A 26,162-nucleotide genomic window follows, 5' to 3' on the forward strand; every position below is an offset into this window, starting at 1 on the left:
CGCGCCGTCCCGATCCGCGGTCCTTGGCCCGCCCGCGGGTTCAGAACACCGAGCAGTGGGTGAGGTCGGTGAACGCCTCCAGCGCCGCCGCGCCCGCGACCGAGTTGCCCTTGGTGTCCAGCCCCGGCCCCCAGGCGGCCACGGAGTAGCGTCCCGGCACGATCGCCAGGATGCCGCCGCCCACGCCGCTCTTGCAGGGAAGCCCGATGCGGTAGGCGAACTCGCCCGCCGCGTCGTAGGTGCCGCAGGTCAGCATGATCGACATGATGCGCCGGGCGTCTCCGTGGCTGATCAGCCGACCGCCGTCGGCGCGTACCCCGTGCCGGGCCAGCAGCAGTCCCGCGCGGGCCAGCTCCTCGGTCGAGATGGTGATCGAGCACTGGCGGAAGTAGTGGTCGAGCGCCTCGGGCACCGGGTTGCGCATGTTGTCGAAGCTCGCCATCAGGTAGGCGAGGGCCCGGTTGCGGTGGCCCGTCTCGGCCTCGGAGCCCGCGGTGACGCTGTCGACGCTCAGCTCCGGGTTGCCCGTCTCCGCGCGCAGCAGGTCCAACAGCGCGGACAGGGCGTCACCGGTGTCGCTCAGCAGCTGGTCGGTGACGACGATGGCGCCCGGGTTGATCAGCGGGTTGCGCGGGATTCCGTTCTCGAACTCCAGTTGGTAGAGCGAGTTGAAGGCCGATCCGGACGGCTCGCGGCCGACCCGCTGCCAGATCCCGTGGTCGGCCCGGCTCATCACCAGCGCCAGGGTGAAGACCTTGGTGATGCTCTGCATGGAGAAGCGGACGTGGAAGTCGCCGACGGAGTGGACGGAGCCGTCCACGGTGGCGACGGTGAACCCGAACTGGCGCGGGTCGACCTTGCTCAGCTCCGGGATGTAGTCGGCGTCCCGGCCCGCCCCGACGTGCGGGCGGACCTGCTCCATGACGCTGTCCAGGATCCCGGCGAAGCGGGCGTCGGTCGTGCCGTGGGCGGCACCGCTCATCGCAGGCCCTCCGTGCTGTCCGGTGGCGCGGTCGTCACTGGCAGTATGCGGCGCGGGGCCGGGCCGTCGCGGCAGCGCCCGGCGTGTCCGGAGTGTCGGCGCCCCGCCCCGCCACAGCCGCCCCGCCCTTGCCGCGGCGCTCCTACCCGGTACCGTCCAGGAGCTGGGCGTCGTGGACCAGCAGGGCCACCTGGACCCGGTTGTTGAGGTCGAGCTTGGTGAGGATGTTCGACACGTGCGTCTTCACCGTCGGCACGCTGAGGAACAGGGTGGCGGCGATGTCGGCGTTGGACCGGCCCTCGCCGACGGCGACCGCCACCTCGGCCTCCCGGGTGTTGAGCACCGACAGCCGCTCCCGGGCGCGGACCGCGCGCTGGTCGTGCCCGGTCGAGGCCACCCGGTCGATGAGGCGCCGGGTGACGCTGGGGGAGAGCACGGGCAGGCCCCGGGCGACCCGGCGCACCGATTCGACGATCTCGTCCGGCGGTGTGTCCTTGAGCAGGAAGCCCGCCGCGCCCGCCCGCAGGGCCCGCAGGACGTGCTCGTCCGCGTCGAAGGTGGTCAGGACCAGGACCTCGGGCGGTCGAGGGAGGGTGCGCAGGCGCTCGGTGGCGGTCAGCCCGTCCACACCCGGCATGCGGATGTCCATCAGGACGACGTCGGGGTCGTGCTCCTCGGCCAGGGCGAGCACGCCGGCGCCGTCCTCGGCCTCGGCGAGCACCCGGATGTCGGGCGCTCCGCCCATCATCATGACCAGACCGACCCGCACCAGTGCGTCGTCGTCGACGATGACGACCCCGATCCGTCGGCCGTCCCGCTGCGGTGCGCTCATGACGCCCACGGTAGCCAGGCCGAGAGCCGCCAGCCACCGGACCCGGTCGGACCGTGCTCCAGCCGGCCCGACGCCAGCGACACCCGCTCGGCCAGGCCGACCAGCCCCTGGCCCGACCCGTCCCCGCTGGCCGGGTGCCCGGGTGGTGAGGCGGCCGCGTCGTTCACCACGTCCACGGTGAGCCCGTCGCCCGGGCCGCCGGAGACCCGGACCCGTGTGTCGGCGCCCGGGGCGTGCTTGCGCGCGTTGGTCAGGGCCTCCTGGACGATCCGGTAGACCGTCCGCCCGACCCGGTCCGGGACCCGCCCCTCGTGCTCCTGCGACAGCTCGACCCGGGCGCCGACGTCGTCGGCCTCGGCCACGAGCTGGTGCAGGTCGGCCATGGTCGGCTGGGGCAGCTCGCCCACCGGGGCCCGCAGGACGCCGATCACCTCGCGCAGGTCCTGGAGCGCCTGGTGGGCGCTCTCCCGGATGACCTTCGCCGACCGCGCGACCTGCTCCGGCGGCGTGTCCGGCCGGTACTCCAGGGCGCCGGCGAGCACGCTCAGCAGGGAGAGCCGGTGCCCGAGGACGTCGTGGATCTCACGGGCGATCGACTCGCGGACCTGGTGCTGGGCCTGTTCGGCGCGCAGACGGGCCTCGGTCTCGGCGTGCACGGCCCGGTCGCGCAGCGACTCCACGAGCCGTCTGCGGTGGTGGACGGTCAGACCCCAGCCGGTCACGGCGCTCAGGATGGCGACGCCGAGCAGGAAGTCGACCAGGAAGGGCGTGTAGGGGTCGGGGCGCACGACCGCGTGGACGGAGGCGGAGGCCACGGCGAGCGCGAGCACGGAGAGGCTGACCTTCGGCGGCCGGTGGACCGCCAGGGAGAACAGGGCGATGAGCATCGCCCCGGACACCAGCGTCAGAACCGAGGAGAGCAGGACCAGCACCACGGCGAGCTCGACCGGCCACCGGCGCCGCCACCACAGCCCCACACACGCGGCCAGCGCGGTCACCTGCTCGGTGACCGACAGCCAGAGCGGCAGGTCGACGGCGGGCGAGGGCTGGCCGCCCCCGTGCGGGGAGTCGGGGAACTCGATCGCCAGCGCCAGCCCGAAGCCGACCGCGAGCAGGAACATGGTGAAGTCCACGACCCAGTCGCGCACGGAGCGCCGTCGCCGCCGGTCCGAGTCGGTGGAAGCGTTCATCGCCAGGGAGTCTACGGCGCGGGCGGCGCCGAGGGCGGCACCCGCGGGGAGCGCGCTACCGATGTCGGGCGACTCCATACTTTGGTCGCGCCGGGGCCGCGTCCGGCCGGTTCCCCCGACGCGCCTGTCCACGCCGGTGGCCGATGCCCGCGGCCCCGCCCGGGACCTAGCGTCGGTGGCATGCGAAAGACTCTTCAGGGCCTCGGACTGCTCGTCTTCCTCATCGGCGTCAGCGGTGCCATCGACCACCTCTGGTACCAGCCGTTCTTCGGTATCGTCCTCAACTCCTTCAACAGGTTCGTCGTTCCCCACGCGGCCCTCCTGCAGGAGTACGCGCTGTTCGCCAACCTGGCGGTGGCCGCCCTGGGCGGCGCGCTGGTCCTGGCGATGGAGGCCCTGGCCCCCGAGCGCCGGCGGTGAGCCGACCGCGGGGCGGAGCGGGCGGCCCGGTCCGGCCGGGCGCGTGATCACCCCGCGGCACCGGAAGGGAGCACCAGGTGTCCGGGGTCGGTACGGTGGGGCCGATGAGCACATTGGTCACCGGGGCCACCGGCATGGTGGGCAGACGCGTCCTCGCGGAGCTGCAGCGGCGCGGGCTGCCCGCGACGGGTGCCTCCCGTACCTCTCCCACCCGCCTGGACTGGACGGACACCGCCAACTGGGGGGACGTCCTCAAGGGCGTGGACAGCGTGTTCGTCGTGACGCCGGTCGGGCTCGGCCTCGGCAGCCGTGTGGGCGGCTTCCTGGAACGCGCGGCCGAGGCGGGGGTGGACCACGCGGTCGTGATGTCGGCCATGGGCACCGAGCACGCGCCCTCCGACTCCGACCAGCGCACCGCCGAGATGCGGGCCAAGGAGCTGTTGGGCCGCTGGACCGTCCTGCGCCCCAACTGGTTCCACCAGGACTTCACCGAGGGCGTCTTCGCGAACCTGGCCCGGTCGCGCAACGGGCGCCTGGAGCTGCCCGTGCGCAAGCAGGCGGCGGTCAGCTTCGTGGACGCGCGCGACGTCGCCAACGCGGCCGTGGCCGCCCTGACCGCCGACCACCACGGCCGCGAGTACACGCTGACCGGCCCGCAGGCGCTGACCTTCCGCGAGGTGGTCGCGATGACCAAGGGCACGGACAGCCCGGTGTGGCGGTACAAGGCGATCGACGAGGCCGGGTTCTACTTCCGGGCGTCCGACCGCGGATGGGGCGAGCGCTACATCGACACCCTCAACGAGCGCTTCGCCGCCGCCAACGCGGGGCTGGCGGGCTCGGTCAGCGAGGACGTGCGCGCCGCGCTGGGGCGCGACCCGATCCCGATGGCCCGCTTCGTGCGCGAGGCCACGGTCTGACCCGGTCCCCGCCGCGCGGGACCGGCAGGACCATGGCGGGCGCCGCCCACGTGGGGGAACGGGACCGGAACAGGGCACGCGCCAGGCGCATGGCGAAGGCCCCGGCCGTCTCGCCGGCTTCCGGTGGAAGGGCGGGACGACCAGGGCCTTCGTGTGTCTAGCGGCCTACTTGAGGAGCTGGCGGGCCATCACCATGCGCTGGATCTGGTTGGTGCCCTCGTAGATCTGCGTGATCTTGGCGTCGCGCATCATGCGCTCCAGCGGGAAGTCCTTGACGTAGCCGGCGCCGCCCAGCAGCTGCACGGCGTCGGTGGTGATCTCCATGGCCGCGTCGGAGGCGTAGCACTTGGCCGCCGCGCCGTAGAAGGCCAGGTCGCTGTCGCCGCGCTCGGACTTGGCGGCGGCGACGTAGACCATCTGGCGGGCCGTCTCCAGCTTCATGGCCATGTCGGCGAGCATGAACTGGACGCCCTGGAAGTCGGCGACGGCCTTGCCGAACTGCTTGCGTTCCTTGACGTAGGCCACGGCGTGGTCGAGCGCGCCCTGCGCGATGCCGACGGCCTGGGCGCCGATGGTCACGCGGGTGTGGTCGAGCGTGCGCAGGGCGATCTTGAGGCCCTCGCCCGGGGCGCCGACGATGCGGTCGCCGGGCACGCGCACGTTGTCGAAGAACAGCTCGCGGGTGGGGGAGCCCTTGATGCCGAGCTTGCGCTCGGGCTCGCCCAGCGAGAAGCCCTCGTCGTCGGCGTGCAGGACGAACGCCGAGATGTTGCGGCCGCGCGGGCCGTCGGGGTCGGTCACGGCCAGGACGGTGTAGTACTTGCTCACGCCGGCGTTGGTGATCCAGGACTTCTGCCCGTTGAGGATCCAGTCGTCGCCGTCGGCCACGGCCTGGGAGCGCATGCTCGCGGTGTCGGAGCCCGCCTCGCGCTCGGAGAGGCCGTAGGAGAACATCGCCGCGCCGCTGGCGACCTCGGGCAGGTAGCGCTGCTTGACCTCCTCGGAGGCGCCCAGGATGACGGGCATGGTGCCGAGCTTGTTGACCGCGGGGATGAGGGAGGACGAGGCGCAGGCCCGCGCGACCTCCTCGATGATGATGCAGGTGGCCAGCGCGTCGGCGCCGACGCCGTCGTACTTCTCCTCGATGTGCGCGGCGTGGAAGTCGGTGGCGACCAGGGCGTCGTGGGCGGCCTGGGGGAAGGAGCTGGTCTCGTCCACCTCGGCGGCGTGCGGCGCGATCTTGTCCTCGGCGACGGAGCGTACGGCCTCGCGCAGCTCCTCGTGCTCCTCGGTGGTCTTGAACAGGTCGAAGTCGCTCATGAGTCTTCCCTCCCCGAGGGTGTCCCGCCCCTCGGCACTTGGCACCGCGTGCCGGTGTATGGCATCCAGTGCCAGGGTAGGGGGTGAACGGGACGAAGTACACAGACCGGGTCGGATACCTTCTGGGTGGCGTCGAGTGGACGCGGGGCCGGTGGAAGGGGTGAGAGCGGCGTGGGGAACGGTGCCCAGGAGCGGTCGGCCGGCCGGAACGGGCCGTCGCGCGCGGCCACACGCGAGGTGGTGCTGGCCGCGGTGCGGCTGTTCACCGAGGACGGCTTCGAGAGCACCACGATGGAGGGGATCGCCACCGCCGCGGGGATGAGCCGCCGGAGCCTGTTCCGTCGCTTCGGCTCGAAGGAGGACATCCTCTTCGCCGAGCACGACGAGCTCTTCGCGACCGTGGTCGCCTATCTGGAGGCCTCCCCCGACGAGCCGCTGGAGGCGGTGTGCTCCGCCGCCCGCCTGGTCCTCCAGGGCTACCTGCGCGATCCCGAGGTGACCGTGCCGCGCTACCGCCTGGTGCGCGCCCACCCCCGGCTGCGCGACCGCGAGGTGGCCATGACCGCCCGCTACCAGTCCGCGTTCAGCCGCTTCCTGGCCGACCGGGAGGGCGCGGAGGGCCGCTCCCTGCCCGCCGGGGTGGTCGCGGCCTCGGTCATCGCCGCGCACAACCACGTACTGCGGTCCTGGCTGCGCGATCCGTCGGAGGACGGGCGGCGGGTGTGGGCCCGGTTCGACACCGCGATGGACCTGGTCCGCCGCACGGCGCGGACGGTGTTGTCGGTGGAGGAGGAGGGTCCGCCCGCGGACCGGGTGCTGGTCGCGGTCTACCCGGGAGGGGCCGACCGCGAAGCCCTGCTCCGCCGTATCGGCGCCGCCGTCGAGCAGGACTCCTGACACGGGGCGGCCGCCCCGTGGGAGGCTCCGCGGCAGTCCCGGCGCCCCCGTGCCGGGCGTAGGCTGGACGGGGCCCGGATTCGGGCGCGACCAGTACACGAGGCGGGACGGGCAGCGAGGATGAGCGTGGACACGGCGGGCGCGAAGCAGGAGGCCGAGGTGTCGCGGGAGGCGGGGCGTCGGCGGACGTTCGCGGTGATCTCGCACCCCGACGCCGGTAAGTCGACGCTGACCGAGGCCCTGGCACTGCACGCGGCGGCGATCTCCTCGGCCGGTGCGGTGCACGGCAAGGGCGACCGTCGTGGTGTGACCTCGGACTGGATGGACATGGAGCAGGACCGGGGGATCTCGATCACCTCGGCGGCCCTGCGCATCGACTACGACGACCGTGTGCTGAACCTGGTGGACACCCCGGGGCACGCGGACTTCTCCGAGGACACCTACCGGGTGCTGTCGGCGGTGGACTGCGCGATCATGCTGCTGGACTCGGCCAAGGGCCTGGAGCCGCAGACGCTGAAGCTCTTCGACGTGTGCCGGGCGCGGAAGATGCCGGTGATCACGTTCGTCAACAAGTGGGACCGGCCCGGGCGCGAGCCGCTGGAGCTGTTGGACGAGATCGAGCAGCGGATCGGTCTGCGGCCCACTCCGCTGAACTGGCCGGTGGGCATCGCGGGGGACTTCCGCGGGCTCATCGACCGGGTGAGCGGCACCTACACGAAGATGACGCGGCAGCCGGGCGGGGCCACCAAGGCCCTGGAGGAGGTCCTGGACGCGGAGAAGGCGGCCGGGATCGAGGGCGCCGAGTGGGAGCAGGCCCAGGAGGAGATCGAGCTGTTGGAGGCGCTGGGCGCCGACTTCGACCACGACTCGTTCATGGCGGGGGAGTCCTCCCCGGTGCTCTTCGGCGCGGCGCTGCCCAACTTCGGTGTGGGGCAGCTGCTGGAGGCGGTGGTGGACCTGGCGCCGGCGCCGGCGGCCAAGGCCGACGCCAAGGACGCCCCCCGGCCGGTGGAGGCGCCGTTCTCCGGGCAGGTGTTCAAGATGCAGGCCAACATGGACAAGAACCACCGCGACCGGATGGCGTTCGTGCGGGTCTCCTCGGGGCGGTTCGACCGCGGGATGGTGCTCACCCATGCCTCCACCGGCCGTCCGTTCGCGACGAAGTACTCCCAGGCGGTGTTCGGCTCGGAGCGGTCCACGATCGACACGGCGTTCCCGGGTGACGTGATCGCGCTGGTCAACGCCCAGGCTCTGGCCGTGGGCGACACGCTCTACGACGGGCCCAAGGTGGAGTTCCCGCCGATCCCGAGCTTCGCCCCCGAGCACTTCGTGGTGGCGCGGGCCAAGGACGCGGGCAAGTACAAGCAGTTCCAGCGCGGCATCGCCCAGCTCGACGCCGAGGGCGTGGTGCAGGTGCTCACCTCGGACGTGCGCGGCGAGCAGGCCCCGGTGCTGGCGGCGGTGGGGCCGCTGCAGTTCGACGTGGTGCGCCACCGCATGGAGCAGGAGTTCCGGGCGCCGGTGGAGACCTCGCCGCTGGACTACTCGGTGGCGCGGCGCACCGACGCCGAGTCGGCCCCGGCCCTGCACGCGCTCTCGGGCGCGGAGGTGCTGCGGCGCCGCAACGACGGCGAGCTGCTGGTGCTGGTGCACAACAAGTGGCGGCTGCGGGTCGTGGAGCGCGAGCACCCGGGCCTGCTCATGGAGCCCCTCCTCGCGGGCGGCGTCGCCGAGGGCGAGTGACACCCCGACAGGCCGGGCCCCGGACGAGCTTCGTCCGGGGCCCGGCCTGTCGGCCGTGCCCGTGTCCCTGAACCGCCCCGGCCCGTGATCCGCGTCTGTGATCCGCCCCACCGGCGACCATTTCACCGAGGGTTGTTCACACTGTTTACCCCGCGTGAAAACCGATGACGCTTTGTCGATGCCTTGGGGTCGGTCGCGCGCAATGAGTCCAGGGATCGGGCCTGTCGGTATCCGTGTGGTCGAGAAAGTCTCACGGTGCGGTCGGGGGCGGTGTGAAATCCCGTGCCCGGGGCACACAGAGTGGACATCTTCCCGTGCTCCGCGGTGGGGGCCGTGGGGCGTACGGGGCGGGATGCACGCGGGTGGAGGCCAAGATCACCGCCTCGGGGGCACCCCGCGCCAGCTGCCGTGATCTGGGCGAAGGTACCCTGAGAGAAGGCCACTAGAGCTCGCTCGAACACCTGACCGCACCGCCGGTCGCCCGGATCTGTCCAGATCTGTGAAGGGGCGTCCGCGGACGACGGGTTCGGGAGGGGAGATGTGCTCAGGGGACCGGTACAGGAGGCGACGGTGTCATCGGGGGACCCCCGGTGCCGCCCGTGGAGCCTCAGGGTGATCACGGCGTAATCGACGGCTGGCAAAGATTGTAAATCTTCACTGTGTGGTAATTATCCGCGCGTCTGGGTATGTGTTGCATGTCACCTGTTCGCGAAACGGTGGAACTTATATGATTTTGCTTAACCGTTGTTTAACAAAACAGAACAATAACGAGTGACTCAAGAACGTGGCGGCGGACCGTCCCGCGTCTGACGCACCTCACGTATCCCCCGCCTGGAAAGGTTGACCTCGGGCATGAGCGAAGACGACAAAGAGCGCACGGTGGAGCTCCACTACGACGGCGGCGTACTGAAGCTGCCGGTGTTCACCGGTACCGAGGGTGAGCGCACCATCGAGCTGAAGACACTGCTGGGCTCGACTGGGATGACCACCCTGGATCCGGGGTTCGGCAACACCGCTTCGTGTAGCTCGAAGATCACCTACATCGACGGTGCGGCCGGGATCCTGCGCTACCGCGGGTACCCCATCGAGGACCTCGCCGTGGGCGCGACCTTCCTCGAGGTCGCCTACCTGGTGATCTACGGCGAGCTGCCGGAACCCGCCCAGCTCAAGGAGTTCTCCGACAAGCTGCGCGAGAACGCCCGCATCCCGGACGACATGGGTGCGCTCATCGACGCGATGCCCCGCAACGGGCACCCGATGTCCCTGATGGCCAGCGCCGTCAACACCCTCGCCGCCTACTACCACGACAGCGTCGACCCCTCCGACGAGGACCAGGTCGAGCTCGCCACGATCCGGCTGATGGCCAAGCTGCCGACGATCGCGTCGCGCATCTACCGCAACTCCATCGGCGAGAAGCCGATCAGCCCGGACGACTCCCTCGACTACGTCGAGAACTTCATCAAGATGACGTTCGGCGACAGCGCCCCCGAGGGCGAGCTGGGCGAGCTGTTCAACAAGGCCGTCGGCATGCTGCTGGTCCTGCACGCGGACCACGAGCTGAACTGCTCCACCGCCACCGTGCGCGTCGTCGGCTCCTCGCAGGCCGACATCTACGCCAGCATCGCCTCCGGCATCAACGCCCTGTCCGGCCCGTCGCACGGCGGCGCCAACCAGGCCGTGCTGGAGATGCTGGAGGAGATCCGCGACTCCGGCATCAGCATCGACGACTTCCTGGAGCGGGTGAAGGCCCGCGAGATGCGTCTGATGGGCTTCGGCCACCGGGTCTACAAGAACTTCGACCCGCGCAGCAAGGAGATCAAGGTTCTGGCCAGCCAGATCCTCGACCGGGACGACAACCCCGACGAGCTGTTCAAGCTGGCCCTGAAGCTGGAGGCGGCCGCGCTCGCCGACTCCTACTTCACCGACCGCAAGCTGTACCCGAACGTCGACTTCTACACCGGCGTCATCTACCGCACCATGGGCTTCCCGACCAACATGTTCACCGTGTTGTTCGCCATCGGCCGCCTTCCCGGCTGGGTCGCCCACTACCGCGAGCAGCTGCACGACCCGGCCTTCCGGATCGCGCGCCCGCGGCAGCACTACATCGGCGCCACCGAGCGCCGGTACCCCGGCCAGGGCTGACCGACCGCCCGTCGGCTGTGACCGCACCGCCCGTCCGCGTCGCCGAGACGCGGGCGGGCGTTCGCGCGTGCGGGCGCGGTGGGGCCCGGACGGAGGCGAGCACGGCGGCCCCGCCCGAGTCATCCGTACTCGTGCAGAACCGGGCCTTTCCGCGTCCTTTGCCTACGCAGAGTCGTCGGTGTGCGACCGTGAGGGAAGTGGCAGGGTACGGCCCCTCGGCGGGCCGGACGGCGCGATCGAGCGGAGGCGACGATGGTCCGGTATGCGTTGGCCGGCGACATGCTCGGGGAGCTGAGCCGGAACTGGTGGCTGGTCCTCCTGCGGGGGATCGCCGCGATCGTCTTCGGGGTGCTGGCCCTGATCTGGCCCGGTCTGACACTCGTGGCCCTGGCGGTCGTGTTCGGTGTCTACGCGCTCGTCGACGCGGGGGCCCTGGCCTACGCGGCCTACCGCTCCGCGCCGGGCAGCCGGGCGGGACTGGTGGTGCAGGCCGTCGCGAGCGCTCTGATCGGCCTCATCGCGCTGATCTGGCCGCTGGTGGCGGTCGCCGCGCTGATCTTCGTGATCGGGGTGTGGGCGATCCTGACCGGTGTGGCGGAGATCGTCACCGCGGTGCGGATGCGGGCGCACATCACCTCCGAGTGGCTGCTGATCTTCGTCGGCGCCCTGTCCATCGTCTTCGGCCTGCTGCTGTGGTTCTGGCCCCTGGAGGGGGCACGGTGGATCATCTTCGTGGTCGGGGTCTACGCCATCATCTTCGGCGCCGTGCTGGCCGTCGCGGGGTTCCGGCTCCGTGGCGCGGCCGAGGCCTTCGCCCCGCCGGGGGAACGGGGCCACCCGGGAACGCGGGCCGACGCACCGGTGGAGGACTACGCGGGCGGCGAGGACTTCGGCGGGGACGAGGGCGGCCTCCGGCCCGATCCGGGGGAGGACCCGCGCTCGGGGGGACGCCACCGCGCGCGCCGGGACGACGAGCCCCCGGAGCCCCCGGAGGCTCCCGGGCGGATCTGATCCGGCGGCTCCCGCCGTCCGGGTCCTCCCGGCCGTCCCCGCCGCCCGCTCCCGGCCGGGCGGCTCACCCCTCGCTGACGAGAAGCGGCCCGAGGCGGTCGGACTGGCTGCCGGGGACGATCAGCGCGTCCTTCTGCGCCTGCCAGGCGAGGTAGTGCGGCGTCCGACGGTGCGCCTCCAGCGCCTCAAGGTCGGCGAACACCTCGTAGACCCAGAACAGGTCCTCGTCCGAGGCGTCGGCGGCCACGTCGAAGCGCAGACAGCCCGGTTCGTCGCGGACCGACGCCACGGCGTTGCGCGAGATCCCGGTGAGGAAGTCGGCGCGCCGGTCGGGCAGGACCCGGACCGAGATGACGAGGCTGACGGAGTGATCGGGCACGGGGCCTCCCACCGGTGGGTGTCGCGGACTCCGCCATTGTCGGCGAGGAACCGGGGGCCGTGCGCGACCGGTCCCGTCCCGCGGGTCCGCCGGCCCCGCTGCCTCCGCCGGCCCGGTAGCGCCGACCCGTACGGGGCGGGACCGTAGGATCGCGTGGGGAACAGCCCGAGGATGTCAGGACGGTGGCCGGGACGTGGATGGCGAGGGAGACCACCTGGTGGTGGTGACCGGAGGGCCGGGATCGGGCAAGACGACCCTCATCGACCACCTCGCGGCGCTCGGCCACGCCCGCACGCCCGAGGCGGGCCGGGCGGTCATCCGGGACCAGCGCGAGATCGGCGGGTCCGGACTGGCCTGGAAGGACGACGTCCTCTTCGCGGAGCTCATGCTCGCCTGGGAGATCCGCTCCTACCGGGAGGCCCTGGCCCGGCCAGGCCCGGTCCTGTGCGACCGCGGCATCCCCGACCTGGTCGGCTACCACCTGCTGCGCGGCCGGCCGGTCCCGGAGCACGTCGCGGAGGCGGCGCGCCGGTACCGCTACCACCGCCGCGTGTTCGTCGCTCCGCCGTGGCCGGAGATCTACACCGGGGACGCCGAACGCCACCAGTCGGCCGAGGAGGCCGAGCGCACCCACCGGGCGATGGCGGAGGCCTACCCCGCGTGCGGGTACGAGGTGGTGGAGCTGCCACGGGCGCCGGTCACCGAGCGCGCCCGGTTCCTGCTCGACGCGCTGGAGGGCTCAGCCGCCTAGCGAGAGCCCCCGCTCGGCGAGCAGTTCCCGCAGGAGACGGATCCCCTTCGGGCCCATGCCGTGCAGCCGCAGGAGCTCCGCCGCGCTCACTCCGTCCAACTGCTTCGGCTCCGTGTACCCGGCGGAGGCCAGGGCCCGCTTGGCGGGCTCGCTGAGTCCGGGGAAGGCGTCGGTCTCGTCCATGCCCCCTTTTCTACCCCCGGCCCGTCGGCGATCGGAGCGGGGACACGGCGCGGTTGGCCGTACGTGGCCTCGGGGCGGGTGCTCCCTTGTGGTTCGGGTAGGTCAACGACAGACTCTTGTCTAGTAAAGGAACGGTGATCGCCCGCGGGCCCCGAGCACCCGGGCGACCGACACGGGGAGTGATGCGGCGGGTGGCGAGCGCGTCTGGGGCGAGGATGCCGCCTATGAGCTGGGAGGGCATCGACCACGCCCTGAACCGCGTGCGCGGTGAGGCCGATCGGATCTCCCTCAACCTGACCGATCTGGACCAGCACGTCGGCCACCGACTCCTCAAGGGAGCGAAGCTGGTGGGCCGCACGCTGGCGCGGTGGGAGCACGCCGGCCGACACGTCCACAGCCTGTGGACGGTGCACGGCGCCTTCCGATCCGTGGTGGAGAACGCGACGGAGCTGCACGCCCAGGGGCGCGACGCCCAGCGCGAACTCACCTTCCTGCTGACCGGTGAGTCCGTCGTGCTGCCCAGCACCGTGCCGCCGACCGAACGCGGGCTCCTGGACGAGGACGCCGAGCGCATCTCCCTGGCCGAGGCCGTCTCCCGGATGACCGCCGACTACGAGGAGGCCACCGAGGTCATCTCGGCGGCCGAGACCGCCTGGGACGCCTTGCACCCGAGGCTCGCCGAGCTGGACGCCATGTGGCAGGAGGTCGGCACCCTCTCGGACATGGTCGAGCTCGGCGACACCGAGCACGAGGCCCTGCGCGCCGAACTCGAACTGGTGGGCGAGGTCGTCCGGTGCGACCCCCTGTCGCTGTTCGAGGACGGCCGGGTGGACACCTCGTCCCTGGAACGGATGCGGGGCCGGCTGGAACGCACCCGCGGCGAGCTGCGCGACGCCCTGCGCATGCGCGACTCCTACGCCGAGAGCGTGGAGCGCCTGAGCTCGGCCGTCGACGACGTGGAGTCCGTCCTGCGCCGCGCCCGCGAACTGCGGATCCAGGTCGTCCGCAAGATCTCCTCACCGGAGGCCGTCGAGGTCCCCGACCCCGTCCCCGAGCTGCGCAGGCGGCTCAAGGGAATGGACGCCCTGCGCACCGAGGGCCGCTGGCGCGACCTCGGCGCGCTGCTCGGCGAGATCCAGCGCGCCGTCCACACCGCCGCCGACGACGCCCGCGACAGGGAGTCGAACCTGACCGGCCTGCTGGAGCGCCGCGCCGAACTCCGCGGCCGCCTGGACGCCTACCGGGCGCGCGCCGTCCGCCTGGGCTTCGCCGAGGAGGACCGGCTCGTCGAACTGCACCGCGAGGCGCACTGGGGCCTGTGGAGCGCGCCCTGCGACCTGCGCCGGGCCACGGTCGCCCTCTCCGCGTACCAGAGGACCCTGGTCGAACTCTCGGGAACCGAATCGGCTCGGAACAGAACCACACCCGGCGCGGCGGCGTCAGACGGCGAGAGCGATGGTGGTGTGAGATGACCCAGTGCACGACCCCCGGCTGCCGGGGCCGGATCGAGGACGGCTTCTGCGGCGTGTGCGGACTGGCGCCCGTCGACGCGGTCGCCGCCTCGGGCCCGCAGCAGCCCCTGCGGAGGCCCGTCTCGGGTCCGCAGGCGTCCCTGCGTCCCTGGCCGCAGTCCGGGCCGCAGCGGTCCTTCGGCTCCGTTCCGCCGAACGAGGCCCCCGACCAGTGGCTGACCGCCACCTCCGGCAGCGACCCCGTTCACTCGCACCCCGTCTCGGGCAACGTCAAGCTCTCCGGCCGCTCCGGCCCCGGAAGCACCGCCGGTACCGTGCACAGCGGCGGGTCGTCGCGGTCCAGCCGCCGGTCGGACCGCGGCATGCTCGGCGCGGGCATGGTCGAGGTCCCCGTGGTGCCCTACCGGGACCCCGCCGAGGCCGTCATGGCCGACCCCGTGGTCTCCGAGAAGAACCGGTTCTGCGGCAACTGCGGCGAGAAGGTCGGCCGGTCGCGGGGTGACCAGCCCGGGCGCACCGAGGGGTTCTGCCGCAAGTGCGGGACGCAGTTCTCCTTCACCCCCAAGCTGGTCAACGGCGATCAGGTCGGCGGCCAGTACGAGGTGCTCGGCTGCCTGGCGCACGGCGGACTGGGCTGGATCTACCTCGCCCGCGACCGCAACGTCAACGACCGCTGGGTCGTGCTCAAGGGCCTGCTCAACGCCGGCGACGCCGAGGCGCACAAGGCCGCGGCGGCCGAACGGGCCTTCCTGTCGGAGGTCGAGCACCCCAACATCGTCAAGATCATCAACTTCTCCCAGCACCCCGATCCCCGTACCGGGATCCCGGGCGGGCACATCGTGATGGAGTACGTCGGCGGCAAGTCCCTGCGCGAACTCCTGATCGAGCGACGCGAACAGGGCACCGGCGACGAGGTGCTGCCCGTCGACCAGGTGATCGCCTACGGCCTGGAATCGCTGCGGGCGCTCGGCTACCTGCACAGCAAGGGCCTGCTCTACTGCGACTTCAAGCCCGACAACGTCATCCAGAGCGAGGAGCAGATCAAGCTCATCGACCTGGGCGGCGTGCGCCGGATGGACGACACCCTGAGCCCCGTCTACACCACCCCGGGCTACCGGGTGCCCGAGGACGAGCTGCGCGGCCCCGGGCCCACGATCAGCGCCGACCTGTACTCCGTCGGCCGCGCGCTCGCCGTCCTGAGCTTCCGGTTCAGCTTCATGCGCGAGCACCCGCACAGCCTCCCGCCGCGTGAGAGCGTGCCCCTGCTGCAGCGCTACGAGTCCTTCGACCGCCTGCTCCGGCGCGCCACCCACCGCGACATCGAGCGGCGCTTCCACGACGCCGGGGACATGGCCGACCAGCTGACCGGTGTCCTGCGCGAGGTCCTGTCGGACCTGCAGGGGACACCGCATCCGGCGCCCTCGTCCCTGTTCGGCGGGGAGAACTTCACGGGGGCCACTGAGTCCGGCGCCCACAACGCCGACCGCATGCTCAGCCCGCCCTCGCCCACCGAGGCGGCGACGCTGCTGCCCAGCCCGCTGATCGACCCCGCCGACCCCGCCGCCCAGCACCTGCGGGGCTTCTCCTCGCTGGCCGCGGACGAACTCGTGCCCGCGCTGCACGCCATGCCGGCCCCCACGCCGGAGACCAGGCTGATGCTGACCCGCACCCTGCTCACCGCCGGTCGGCACGGCGAGGCCATGGACGTCCTGCAGAGGTTCGCCGAGGCCGTCCCCGGCGACTGGCGCACGATGTGGTACCTCGCCGTCGCCGAACTGAGCACCGGGCGCTTCCACGAGGCACGCGAACACTTCGACGAGCTCTACGACCACCTGCCCGGGGAGATCGCGCCCAAGCTCGGCCTGGCCATCGCCTGCGAGCGCGTCGGCGAGCACGAGACGGCCGCGCGCCAGTACCAGACCGTCTGGGGCACCGACCACTCCTTCGTCAGCGCCGCCTTCGGACTGGCGCGCATCCGGCTGGCCCAGGGCGACCGGAGCGCGGCCATCGCGGTGCTGGACACCGTGCCCGAGCTGTCGAGCCTGTACGTGCAGGCGCAGACCGCACTCATCGCGGTGCTCGCCACACCCCAGCGCGTCACCGACGCCGGTGACTTCGTCCAGGCCGGCCGCCGCCTGGAGCGGATCGGGTTGGACGGCGAGTCCGCGGACCGGCTGGCCACGCGGGTCCTGGAGGCCGCGCTGGCCTGGCTGGGTACGGGCGGCCGGGCCCCGGAGGGGCTCTCGCTGCTCGGCGACCGCTTCACCGGGCACGGTGTCCGGACCAATCTGGACCGGCGGTACCGGGTTCTGGCCTCCCGCGCGACCCGGGCGTCCGAGCGGTACGAACTCGTCGACAAGGCCAATTCCCTGCGTCCCGTGACGCTGCTGTGAGGAACGAGGGATCTCCGATGACCGTGGTGCGTACCTGCCCCGCCTGCTCGGACACGGTGGCCGCCGGTGACGTCTATTGCGAAGGGTGCGGACGCACCCTGCCGGAGGACGTGCGGGAGGCCCGCGACACCGACGCGGTGGCCACGGCTCCTCAGGAGAGCCTGGCGGACCACGCGCGGCCCGGGCTCGTCTCCGGCGACGGCGCCCCCACCGCGCCCCAGGTGAGCCTGGGCGGCCTGGCACTGGGCGAGAGCCTGCCGGGCGACTCCGAGTGGGACGCGGTCGACGCCATGGCCACCCAGCCCGTACGGCGTGCCCAGCGGCCCGCGGGGACCCCCGCGCCGGCCCCGGCGCGGGTGGCGCCCGAGTGGCCGCCCCCGGCCACCGGCAGCACTCCCGTGCAGCCGACCAACCCGGACCTGTGCGTCTGGTGCCCGGGGACCGTTCTGGACGGCTACTGCGAGAAGTGCGGCTTCCTCCAGCCCACCGGTCGCGACCACGTCGAGGTACGCACCCGGTCCGCGGTCGGCGTGAGCGACCGGGGGCTGCGGCACCGGCGCAACGAGGACGCCATGGCGATCCGGGTGATCGACGCCGACGACCCCCGGGCCCCGGGCTCGGTCGTGGCCGTGGTCTGCGACGGCGTGTCCAGCTCGCCGCGCTCGGACGAGGCCTCCCGGATCACGGCCGAGACGGGGGCCACGGTCCTCGCCGAGCGGCTGCGCCAGGGGGAGGACCCCCGCGCGGCCACCGGAGCGGCCATGACTCGCGCCGCCGAGGCGGTGGCCGGGATCGCCGAGTCGCCCAGCTCCGCGCCGGCCTGCACGTACGTCTCAGCCGTGGTCGACCCCGGCACCGGCACGACGACGATCGGGTGGGTGGGCGACAGCCGCGCGTACTGGCTCTCCGGCGCGCCCACGGCCAGCGCCTCCGCGCTGCTCACCAAGGACGACTCCTGGAGCGAGGCCATGGTGCAGGCCGGGGCGCTCTCGCGGGAGGAGGCGATGAGGTCGGCCAACGCGCACGCCCTCATCGCCTGGATGGGCGCCGACTCCGGCGAGATCGACGCGCACATCTCCACCGTGACCCCGACCGGCCCGGGCGCCGTCGTCCTGTGCAGCGACGGACTCTGGAACTACTACCCCGAGGCACAGGCCCTGACCGACGCCGTTCCCGGGGCGGGAGCGGACCCCCACGCCGCCGCCCGCACCTACGTCAGCCTGGCCCTGCAGGCCGGGGGCAAGGACAACATCACCGTCGTCGTCATTCCCGTACCCACCGCGCAAGGGGGTCACCGTGCCGAACAGGCCTGATCAACCGGGCGATCCGGAGTTTCGCGTCGAGATCGACCAGAACAGGTTCCTCCCCATCGGCGGGAGCGAGGTGCACGCCGTCGTCAGCGTCACCTCCAACAGCCCGATCCTGGTGGGGACGTCCGTTCGCGCCTCCGAGGTGATCATCGTCGACACCTCGGGCTCCATGTACGGCGAGAAGCTCAACGCGGCCAAGCAGGCGGCCCGCGCCGCCATCGAGGCCCTGCGCGACGGCGTCAGCTTCGCGGTGGTCGCCGGGCACCGGACCGCGCAGATGATCTATCCCCCCGACCAGCGGCTGGTGAAGGTCGACGCCGAGACCCGGGCCGAGGCGCTGGCGGCGGTCGGCACCCTGCGGGCGGACGGCGGGACGCGCATGGGGACCTGGCTCACCCGCGCGGCGGAGCTGTTCACACCGGTGGACGAGGGCATCAAGCACGCCATCCTGCTGACCGACGGGCAGAACAACGAGCTGCCCGCAGAGTTCGAGCGGGTGCTGCGGCGGGTCGCCGGGACCTTCGTCTGCGACTGCCGCGGCGTGGGGACCGACTGGAAGGTCGACGAGCTGCGCCGGATCGACGCCGCACTGCTCGGCGGCGGCCCCGGCATCATCGCCGACCCCGCCGACATGGCCGCGGACTTCCGCGCGATGGCGCAGGCCTCCATGGGCAAGTCGGTGGCCGACGTCGCCCTGCGCCTGTGGACGCCGCACAACGCCCTGGTGCGCTACGTCAAGCAGGTCGCGCCCACGGTCCAGGACCTCAGCGGCCGCGCCGTGGAGAGGGTCGCCCAGGCGGGCGACTACCCCACCGGTTCCTGGGGGACGGAGAGCCGCGACTACCACGTGTGCGTGGAGGTGCCCCCGGGCGACCCGGGCCGGCAGCTGCGCGCGGGGTGGGTGCGGGTCGTCATCCCCGGTGAGCACGGCATCGACGACCACGTCCTGGCCTCGGGGAACATCCTGGCGGAATGGACCGCCGACGAGGCCAGGGCGACGGAGATCAACCCCAGGGTCGCCCACTACACCGGCCAGGTGGAGCTGGCCCAGGCCATCCAGGAAGGGCTGGCCGCCCGTCGCGACGGTGACGAGGACGTCGCCACCACACGGCTCGGACGGGCGGTCGCGCTCGCCCACGAGTCGGGCAACGAGGAGACCGCGAAGCTGCTGGAACGGGTGGTCGACGTCATCGACCCCGTCTCCGGCACGGTCCGCCTCAGGCCCACCGTAGACAAGGTCGACGAGATGACGCTCGACACCAACTCGACCCGAACCGTACGGACCCGCCCCCGCCCGTCGGGGGAGGCGCCCGGCGAATCCCCCGGACCCGGGTAGGAGGGACCCATGCCGAGTTGCCCTTCCGGGCACCACTCCAGGGCGACCGACTTCTGCGACGTCTGCGGACTGCGCTTCCAGGCGTACACCCCCGCGCCCGTCCCACCCCCGCAGCGTCAGCCGCAGTACGGCCAGCCGCCCCGGCCCCGGTCCGTGCCCCCGTCGGTGCCGCCGTCCGCTCCGCCTCCCCCGGCGGCGCGGCCCCCGGCCGCGACCAGGGGAGGCCCCTGCCCCGAGTGCAGGACCCCCCGGGCGGGGCGCTTCTGCGAGGAGTGCGGCTACGACTTCGCCTCACAGTCCGGCGCCCACCAGCGTCGGCACTCCGGCCCCGGATCGAGCGGGAGCGGGGCGTACTGGCGGGCGATCGTGGCCGCCGACCCGGCGTACTACCAGTACATGGTCGACCAGGGCATGCTCGACCCCGCGCAGATCCCGTTCCCGTCCAACAACCAGCAGCGCCGGGTGCCGCTCACGGGCGACCGGGTGCACATCGGCCGCCGGAGCGCGTCGCGGGGCTTCACGCCCGAGATCGACCTCGGCGGTCCCGGCGGCGATCCGGCGATCTCCCACATCCACGCCATCCTCGTCGCCAAACCCGGGGAGACCTGGGCCGTGGTCGACCCCGGGTCGACCAACGGGACCACCATCAACGGCACGGCCAACCCCATCGCCCACAACGTGGAGGTTCCCCTGCACTCCAGTGACCGCATCTACGTCGGCGCGTGGACCGTCATCATCCTCCAGAAGGGGTGAACCCCGTTGACAACCCCTCCCACCGATCAGGCGCGGTCGTCGGTACGCGCGGCACGGGCGCCGGTGGCCGGGCCCGGCCGGACCGTCCGGTCCCGGCGCTGGCTGCGCACGACCCCCGCCCGGGTGTGGCTGCTGTCGACGTTGAGCGTCACCGCGATCGTGGCCCTGTTCGGATCGGCCGCGTTCACGCTCAACCAGGCCCGGGACGGCCTGAACGTGCTCGGGCACAACGCCGGCCCCCAGGCGATGGCCACGACGCAGCTGTACCTGGCCCTGGCGGACATGGACGCCCGGATGGCCGACGTCCTGCTCATGGGCACCGACCACGACCTGGGGTCGGGCCGCGCGGACGCCCTCGAGCACTACGAGGACAGTCGTGCCCGGGCCAACGAGGCGCTGCTCCAGGCGGCCTCGCTGACCGAGGGCGACACCATCGAGGAGCTCAACGTCCAGGCGGTCCTGGACGGGATGGGCACCTACGAGCAGTTGGCGACCGAGGCACGGCTGATCAACGACGAGGCCGGGGCGCCGCCCGGCCGGGTGGACGGGGCCGCACTGGTCGCCTACCGGGAGGCCACCCGGCTGATGCACACCGAGCTGCTGCCCAAGGCCTTCAACCTGGGGCTGGACTCCTCGGCGATCGTCCGGGCCAATCACGAGGAGGGACAGGAGTCCGTCGCCGTCGGCCTGGTGTGGGTCGGGGTCGTCGGCGTGGCGGCGGTGGCCTCCCTCATCGGCCTCCAGCTGTACCTGCGGGTGCGGTTCCGGCGGCGGTTCAACGCGTTCCTGCTCGGCGCGACCGCGGGGACCGTGGTGCTTACAGTGGGGGTCGTGCTGGCCCTCAACACCAGCGGCGGACACCAGAGCCGTGCCAAGGAGGAGGGCCTGGACGCGGCGATGGCCCTGGCCCGGGCCGGTGCCATCGCGACGGACATGCAGGCCGACCAGAGCCGCTACCTCGCCGACCCGGGGCTGGCCGACAACTACCAGCAGACCTACCTCGACCGCGCCCAGGCGGTGCTGTTCCGGCCCGCGACCAACCTGGACGCCTACTACGAGCAGATCGAAGGGGTCGCGGACTCCTACCCGGACCTGCCCGGCCCGGACGGCTCCGACGAGGAGGACCCCGGCACGCTCGGCTACCTGGGCCAGCGGGCGCAGGACGCCCTGCTGCCCGGCCAGGAGGACGCGCTGGCCGACGTGCTGGCGGCCTACGGCGCCATCCAGGAGCGGGACCGGGCGATGCGCGCGGCGGCGATGGAGGGCGACACCGCGGGCGCCATCGACGAGCGGATGGAGATCGCCCACTCCGAGAGCGGGGTCTTCCGGGAGTACGTGGACGAGCTGGACGAGCTCACCCGCCTCCACCAGGACGCGTTCACCGAGGGCATCGATCGCGGCGACCGCGCGCTGGCGCCGTGGACGTGGGCGCTGCCGGTCGGCACGCTCGCCCTGCTGGCCCTCGTCGTGGCGGGTGTGCGCCCCCGGCTGGCCGAGTACCGCTGACCGAGAGACAAGGAACAGGCCGATGAGGTACCGACACCGCCGCACCGTCGCCGCGGCCGCCCTGGCCGCCGTGGCGGTGCTGGGACTGCCCGCCTGCTCCGCGGTGGTGGGCGAGGAGCCGTCGCTGGCCGACGCCGACGCGCTGACCGTGGGCGTCAAGTACGACCAGCCCGGGCTCGGACTGGAGGGCGAGAACGGCGAGTTCACGGGCTTCGACGTGGACGTGGCCCTCTACATCGCCGACAAGCTGGGGGTGGCGGCCGAGGACGTCGAGTTCGTGGGCCTGGTCTCCAGCGAGCGCGAGGACAAGCTGATCAGCGGTGAGGTCGACATGGTGTTGGCCACCTACTCGATCACGCCGGCCCGCAAGACCGAGGTGACGTTCGGCGGGCCCTACTACGTGGCCAAGCAGGACCTGCTGGTGCGGGCCGACGCCACCGACATCCAGAGCGTGCGGGACCTGGAGGGGCGCAGCGTGTGCCAGGGGAAGGGCTCGAACTCGGCCCGGCGCATCACCGAGGGCCTGGGGATCGACGTGCGGCAGACGGACGCGCCGAGCTACAGCGCGTGCATCGACCGACTGCGCGAGGGGGACGTGGACGCCGTGTCGACCGACAACCTCATCCTGGCCGGTTTCCTGGCCGAGGACCCGTCGGCCTTCCGGTTCGTCAACAACCCGTTCACGGACGAGAAGTACGGCGTGGGGCTGCCGTACGGGGACGTGCGGGCCTGCGAGGCGGTGAACAAGGCGGTCAGCGAGATGTACCTGGACGGGACCGCGGCCGAGCTGCTGGACACCTGGTTCGGCGAGACGGACCTGCAGGTCACCACGAGCGTGCCGCAGTTCGAGGGCTGCAACTGATCGAGGGGCCGGGACCGGCCAGGGATCGGGTCCCGGGGGGTGGTCGAGACGGGGTATAGGGCAGATACTCACCCTTGTGTAGGGCAGTGGGGGTACAGGATGGGAGTTGTGCGTTGACCATCGTCGAGTTCCTGAGCGCCCGCCTTGACGAGGACGAACGGGCGTCGAAGGCCGTACCCGTCGGTTCCCGCGGCCGCGAGCGGGCGCTCGCGGAGGTCGCGGCCAAGCGCAAGATCGTCCGAGGCTACGCCGAGGCGCACTCCACGAGCATGCGCCTGCTGGACTCGCCCTCCGCCGTCAACGGCGCCGACCCCTGGTCCGAACTGCTGGCCTGGCGGCTGGCCGTGAAGTACCTGGCGACCGTGTACCGGTCGCACCCGGAGTACGACCGCTCCTGGGAGGGGTGAGGGGTGGGGTTCGGGTTGGGTTCGGGGCGCTTCACGCCGGGTCCTTCGTCGTCGCCTGCGCCTGCGCTCGTTCCTCGCTCCGGCTTGGCTCCTCCTGCAGGCACCGGCGCGCCCCTCACCCCCTGCTTGCCTTGGGCCTCCGCTCGTTCCTCGCTTTGGCCCGATCACCCCCCCTGTGGTGACGGCTGGAGGGACAGCCCGGCTTCGACCCCCTGATGTCCCGAAGGTAGAGAGGTGCACGTTCGACCCCTGTGGCGACGGCAGGAGGAACGGCCTACATCCCCAGGGGGTCCCGCGGGGCGACGTGAGACCGGGTCTTCCGGGTGTCACTTGAGGGCGAGGAGCCCGTCCACGACCTCGAACAGGTCCCGGCCGTTCACGTCCGGCGGGGTGAACACCGAGGGGAAGCGGCCCTCCAGATGGGCCGACCAGCCGGTGACCAGCCCCGCCCGTGAGCCGCCCGCCACGTCCCAGCCGTGCGCGGTGACCAGGGCGAGGCGGTCGGGTTCGAGGTCCAGCGCCTCGGCCGCGGCCAGGTACGGGGTGGCGGAGGGCTTCCAACTGCTCGGCGCGGCGCAGCTCAGGACGCCGTCGACCAGCGCGTCCAGGCCCGACCTCGCCATGAGCGCGGTGGTGGGGCCGTCGTCGCCGTTGCCCAGCGTCACCACCCTGAGTCCGGCCCCGCGCGCGGCGGCCAGCGCGTCGGCGGCCTCGCGGCGCTCCGGGAGCTCGGACATCCCCTCGATGATCGCGTCCTCCGCGGCCGGGGCGATCTGGTGGCCGGTGATGTCGCGGAGCGCGCCCCGGGCCACGTCCTCGAAGGTGTGGGCGCCGTCCAGGAGGGCGAGGGCGAACGCGTCCCTCAACAGGTGGTCGCTCCAGCGGGTCATGAGGACACGGGGGATGCCGGCCGCGCGGAAGCGCCACTCCAGCGGGGCGAGCGGGAAGAGCGTGTCGAGGACGTCGAAGGCGAGTGCGTCCGGTCGGCGGGATACGGGAGAGGGGGCGTCGGTCATCGGCTCGCTCAACTCCTGGGGAGTGCGGGGGCTGCTGACCCGGTACCTACCCGTTTCGGTCCCGGCGTGCTCCGGTCGGCGCGGACGGAAACCGTGCCGGTCCCCGTCCGGGCGGGTGCGCACGTCAGGCCGTCGGAGCACCCCCGAACGCGGCGTCCATCCGTGGGATCTGCTCGACCGCCCACGGGCTCAGGGTCCAGGGGGTGCGCTCCGCGAGCACGACCAGGTCGCCCCACCCGGTCCACGCGACCTCGGCGACCTCGGCCGGGTCGGGGTCGGGGACGTCGGTGGTCCGGGCCCAGAACACCGGGCAGAACTCGTTCTCGACGATGCCCTCGGCCGACACCGCGCGGTAGCGGAAGTCGGGAAGGGCGGGACGCACGTCGGTGAGCGCGATACCCAGCTCCTGGCCGACGCGGCGCCGCACGGCCGTCTCCAGGTCCTCCTCCGGAGACGGATGGCCGCAGCAACTGTTGGTCCACACCCCCGGCCAGGTGGTCTTGCCCAGGGCGCGGCGGGTGACCAGGACGCGTCCGTCGGCGTCCCGGACGTAGCAGGAGAACGCCAGGTGGAGAGGGGTGTCGCTGGTGTGCACGGTGGCCTTGTCCGCGACGCCCACGCGCTCGTGCCGCTCGTCGAGCAGCACCACGCGCTCCGGGGCGGCGGTCGTCGGCTGGATCACGGCTCTCCCCCAACTCGCGGGGTCTGTGGTCCCGCACGTCAACATTCTTCCCTTCCATAGTCACCCGTACCAGGCACCACACGGCGCCCCGGTCGGTCCCCGGCGCCGCATAACCTTCCTGAAGGCCCCCGCTCGGGGAGCTCCAGGAACAGTGGTGGAGTCAGTGGTGACGGAGACGACAGACAAGCAGGACCGGAACGGGCCGCCCCCCGCCGGGGACGGGATCGACCCCGAGCGGATGCGCGTGTGCCTGGAGGTGCTCCGGGCGGCCGAGGAGCTGCCCGTCGACCACCCCGACTCGCGCACGCTCCAGCAGTCCACCGCGAAGCTGTTCAAGTTCCTCAAGGAGCAGCGGCGCCGCGACCGCCGGGCGGCCGCGCAGGCGCACGACTCCGCGGTCTTCGCCGCCACCGCCACGGCCGCGCCGGACCGCATCGACGACGAGACCAACGGCCGCGCGCTCACCAGCGGAGCGAGCGGGGCGCTGGCGGGCGTGCTCGTCAAACCGCGGCCCTGCTACGTCTGCAAGCAGAAGTACACCGAGGTCGACGCGTTCTACCACCAGCTCTGCCCGTCGTGCGCGGCGTTCAACCGGCAGCGCCGGGCCGCGCGCACCGACCTGACCGGCCGACGGGCGCTGCTCACCGGCGGGCGGGCCAAGATCGGGATGTACATCGCGCTGCGGCTGCTGCGCGACGGCGCCCACACCACCATCACCACGCGCTTCCCCAACGACGCCGTGCGCCGGTTCGCGGCGATGCCGGACAGCGGCGACTGGCTGCACCGCCTGGACGTGGTCGGCATCGACCTGCGCGACCCCGCGCAGGTGCTGCGGTTGGCGGACACGGTGGCCGAGCGGGGCCCCCTGGACATCCTCATCAACAACGCCGCCCAGACCGTGCGCCGCTCGCCCGCCTCCTACGCGCCACTCCTGGAGGCCGAGGCCCAGCCGCTCACGGGCGAGGACCTGCCCGTGCCGCTGGTGCTGGGCGGGGTGCGCCCGCGCGCCCTGGAGGAGGCGTCGGAGGAGGGCGCGGAGGTGGCCGCGCACGCGCTGACCCCGCAGATGCTCACGTCGCTGGCGCTGACCACCGGATCGGCCTCCTTCGACCGCGTGCGGGCCGGGACGGCGATCGACGCCGGCGGCCTGGTACCCGACCTCGCCCCGGTCAACAGCTGGACCCAGCGGATCGGCGGGATCGACCCCGTCGAGATGCTGGAGGTGCAGCTGTGCAACGTGAGCGCGCCGTTCCTGCTGGTGGACCGGCTGCGTTCCGCCCTGGCGGCGTCGAAGGCGCGCCGCAGCTACATCGTCAACGTGTCGGCGATGGAGGGTGTCTTCAACCGCGGGTACAAGGGTCCCGGACACCCGCACACGAACATGGCGAAATCCGCGTTGAACCAGCTCACCCGGACCAGCGCGCAGGAGATGCTGGAGTCCGACGGCATCCTCATGACCGCCGTGGACACCGGGTGGATCACCGACGAGCGCCCGCACCCGGAGAAGGAGCGGCTGGCCGAGGCCGGGTTCCACGCCCCGCTGGACCTGGAGGACGGGGCCGCGCGCGTGTACGACCCCATCGTCCGGGGCGAGCTCGGCGAGGACCTGTACGGCTGCTTCCTCAAGGACTACGCCCCGGCCAACTGGTAGCCCGCCG

Annotated in this window: 24 protein-coding genes; 16 read left to right on the top strand and 8 right to left on the bottom strand. The window is 72.4% G+C overall.

From position 1 onward, the window contains the following. Window positions 1-40: 40 nt before the first annotated feature. From M1P99_RS14250 to M1P99_RS14260, 3 genes are all read right to left on the bottom strand, one after another. Window positions 41-982, bottom strand: coding sequence for a glutaminase (locus M1P99_RS14250; RefSeq protein WP_304453137.1), 942 nt, complete (start codon window positions 980-982; stop codon window positions 41-43). A 142-nt stretch (window positions 983-1,124) separates the two neighbouring features. Continuing rightward, a complete protein-coding gene (locus M1P99_RS14255) occupies window positions 1,125-1,814 on the bottom strand; it encodes a response regulator transcription factor (protein WP_304453138.1) in 690 nt (229 codons plus the stop codon). Next, on the bottom strand, window positions 1,811-3,004 hold the full coding sequence (locus M1P99_RS14260) for a sensor histidine kinase (protein WP_304453139.1): 1,194 nt from the start codon (window positions 3,002-3,004) through the stop codon (window positions 1,811-1,813). The genes M1P99_RS14255 and M1P99_RS14260 overlap by 4 nt, the downstream gene beginning before the upstream one ends. A 180-nt stretch (window positions 3,005-3,184) precedes the next feature. Between M1P99_RS14260 and M1P99_RS14265 the strand changes: the two genes are divergently transcribed. Both M1P99_RS14265 and M1P99_RS14270 read left to right on the top strand, forming a co-directional pair. Continuing rightward, entirely contained in the window at window positions 3,185-3,424 is a 240-nt protein-coding gene (locus tag M1P99_RS14265; RefSeq protein ID WP_304453140.1) for a hypothetical protein, read from the top strand. A 104-nt stretch (window positions 3,425-3,528) separates the two neighbouring features. Then, entirely contained in the window at window positions 3,529-4,341 is an 813-nt protein-coding gene (locus M1P99_RS14270) for an NAD-dependent epimerase/dehydratase family protein (protein ID WP_304453141.1), read from the top strand. Between the two features lie 165 nt (window positions 4,342-4,506). Here the strand turns inward: M1P99_RS14270 and M1P99_RS14275 are convergent, their stop codons facing one another. Beyond that, entirely contained in the window at window positions 4,507-5,661 is a 1,155-nt protein-coding gene (locus M1P99_RS14275; RefSeq protein ID WP_304453142.1) for an acyl-CoA dehydrogenase family protein, read from the bottom strand. Window positions 5,662-5,832: 171 nt separating this feature from the next. On the opposite strand from M1P99_RS14275, the gene M1P99_RS14280 reads away from it, so the two are divergent. From M1P99_RS14280 to M1P99_RS14295, 4 genes are all read left to right on the top strand, one after another. Next, window positions 5,833-6,558: a TetR/AcrR family transcriptional regulator gene (locus tag M1P99_RS14280; RefSeq protein WP_304453143.1), complete on the top strand. Its 726-nt coding sequence runs from the start codon at window positions 5,833-5,835 to the stop codon at window positions 6,556-6,558. A gap of 120 nt (window positions 6,559-6,678) precedes the next feature. Beyond that, the gene (locus tag M1P99_RS14285; RefSeq protein ID WP_304453144.1) at window positions 6,679-8,301 is read left to right on the top strand and encodes a peptide chain release factor 3; all 1,623 of its coding nucleotides are present in this window, start codon (window positions 6,679-6,681) and stop codon (window positions 8,299-8,301) included. Between the two features lie 852 nt (window positions 8,302-9,153). Then, window positions 9,154-10,443 (top strand): citrate synthase, encoded by a 1,290-nt coding sequence (locus M1P99_RS14290; RefSeq protein ID WP_304453145.1) that lies wholly within the window; start codon window positions 9,154-9,156, stop codon window positions 10,441-10,443. Window positions 10,444-10,695: 252 nt separating this feature from the next. After that, on the top strand, window positions 10,696-11,454 hold the full coding sequence (locus M1P99_RS14295) for an HdeD family acid-resistance protein (RefSeq protein WP_304453146.1): 759 nt from the start codon (window positions 10,696-10,698) through the stop codon (window positions 11,452-11,454). 64 nt (window positions 11,455-11,518) lie between these two features. Here the strand turns inward: M1P99_RS14295 and M1P99_RS14300 are convergent, their stop codons facing one another. Continuing rightward, window positions 11,519-11,833 (bottom strand): putative quinol monooxygenase, encoded by a 315-nt coding sequence (locus tag M1P99_RS14300; RefSeq protein ID WP_304453147.1) that lies wholly within the window; start codon window positions 11,831-11,833, stop codon window positions 11,519-11,521. A 193-nt stretch (window positions 11,834-12,026) separates the two neighbouring features. On the opposite strand from M1P99_RS14300, the gene M1P99_RS14305 reads away from it, so the two are divergent. Then, the gene (locus M1P99_RS14305; protein WP_304453148.1) at window positions 12,027-12,584 is read left to right on the top strand and encodes an AAA family ATPase; all 558 of its coding nucleotides are present in this window, start codon (window positions 12,027-12,029) and stop codon (window positions 12,582-12,584) included. Here the strand turns inward: M1P99_RS14305 and M1P99_RS14310 are convergent. Then, on the bottom strand, window positions 12,573-12,767 hold the full coding sequence (locus M1P99_RS14310) for a hypothetical protein (RefSeq protein WP_304453149.1): 195 nt from the start codon (window positions 12,765-12,767) through the stop codon (window positions 12,573-12,575). The two genes, M1P99_RS14305 and M1P99_RS14310, sit on opposite strands and share 12 nt — an antisense overlap. A gap of 224 nt (window positions 12,768-12,991) precedes the next feature. Here M1P99_RS14310 and M1P99_RS14315 point away from each other — a divergent pair, with 224 nt between their 5' ends. The 8 genes from M1P99_RS14315 to M1P99_RS14350 all read left to right on the top strand — a co-directional run bounded on the left by M1P99_RS14315 (window position 12,992) and on the right by M1P99_RS14350 (window position 22,806). Next, a complete protein-coding gene (locus M1P99_RS14315; RefSeq protein ID WP_304453150.1) occupies window positions 12,992-14,239 on the top strand; it encodes a hypothetical protein in 1,248 nt (415 codons plus the stop codon). Then, a complete protein-coding gene (locus M1P99_RS14320) occupies window positions 14,236-16,632 on the top strand; it encodes a serine/threonine-protein kinase (RefSeq protein WP_304453151.1) in 2,397 nt (798 codons plus the stop codon). Before M1P99_RS14315 ends, M1P99_RS14320 begins: the two co-directional genes overlap by 4 nt. A gap of 17 nt (window positions 16,633-16,649) precedes the next feature. Further along, on the top strand, window positions 16,650-17,945 hold the full coding sequence (locus M1P99_RS14325) for a PP2C family serine/threonine-protein phosphatase (protein ID WP_304453152.1): 1,296 nt from the start codon (window positions 16,650-16,652) through the stop codon (window positions 17,943-17,945). Beyond that, window positions 17,929-19,278 carry a VWA domain-containing protein gene (locus M1P99_RS14330; RefSeq protein ID WP_304453153.1) on the top strand — a complete coding sequence of 450 codons (1,350 nt, stop codon included), beginning with the start codon at window positions 17,929-17,931 and terminating at the stop codon, window positions 19,276-19,278. Before M1P99_RS14325 ends, M1P99_RS14330 begins: the two co-directional genes overlap by 17 nt. 9 nt (window positions 19,279-19,287) lie before the next feature. Continuing rightward, window positions 19,288-20,031 carry an FHA domain-containing protein gene (locus M1P99_RS14335; protein WP_304453154.1) on the top strand — a complete coding sequence of 248 codons (744 nt, stop codon included), beginning with the start codon at window positions 19,288-19,290 and terminating at the stop codon, window positions 20,029-20,031. A 63-nt stretch (window positions 20,032-20,094) separates the two neighbouring features. Beyond that, window positions 20,095-21,537 (top strand): hypothetical protein, encoded by a 1,443-nt coding sequence (locus tag M1P99_RS14340; protein ID WP_304455689.1) that lies wholly within the window; start codon window positions 20,095-20,097, stop codon window positions 21,535-21,537. Window positions 21,538-21,559: 22 nt separating this feature from the next. After that, on the top strand, window positions 21,560-22,399 hold the full coding sequence (locus tag M1P99_RS14345) for a glutamate ABC transporter substrate-binding protein (RefSeq protein WP_304453155.1): 840 nt from the start codon (window positions 21,560-21,562) through the stop codon (window positions 22,397-22,399). Window positions 22,400-22,512: 113 nt separating this feature from the next. Continuing rightward, a complete protein-coding gene (locus tag M1P99_RS14350; RefSeq protein ID WP_304453156.1) occupies window positions 22,513-22,806 on the top strand; it encodes a DUF6221 family protein in 294 nt (97 codons plus the stop codon). Window positions 22,807-23,132: 326 nt separating this feature from the next. On the opposite strand, the gene M1P99_RS14355 is transcribed toward M1P99_RS14350, so the two are convergent. Together M1P99_RS14355 and idi are read right to left on the bottom strand one after the other, a co-directional pair. Further along, window positions 23,133-23,822, bottom strand: coding sequence for an HAD family hydrolase (locus M1P99_RS14355; protein WP_304455690.1), 690 nt, complete (start codon window positions 23,820-23,822; stop codon window positions 23,133-23,135). Between the two features lie 124 nt (window positions 23,823-23,946). Further along, entirely contained in the window at window positions 23,947-24,504 is a 558-nt protein-coding gene (idi, locus tag M1P99_RS14360) for an isopentenyl-diphosphate Delta-isomerase (protein WP_304453157.1), read from the bottom strand. A gap of 238 nt (window positions 24,505-24,742) precedes the next feature. Here idi and M1P99_RS14365 point away from each other — a divergent pair, with 238 nt between their 5' ends. Then, entirely contained in the window at window positions 24,743-26,155 is a 1,413-nt protein-coding gene (locus tag M1P99_RS14365; protein ID WP_304455691.1) for an SDR family oxidoreductase, read from the top strand. Window positions 26,156-26,162: the final 7 nt, after the last annotated feature.

It is taken from the genome of Nocardiopsis sp. YSL2, from assembly GCF_030555055.1.
In the GTDB taxonomy this organism is placed as follows: domain Bacteria; phylum Actinomycetota; class Actinomycetes; order Streptosporangiales; family Streptosporangiaceae; genus Nocardiopsis.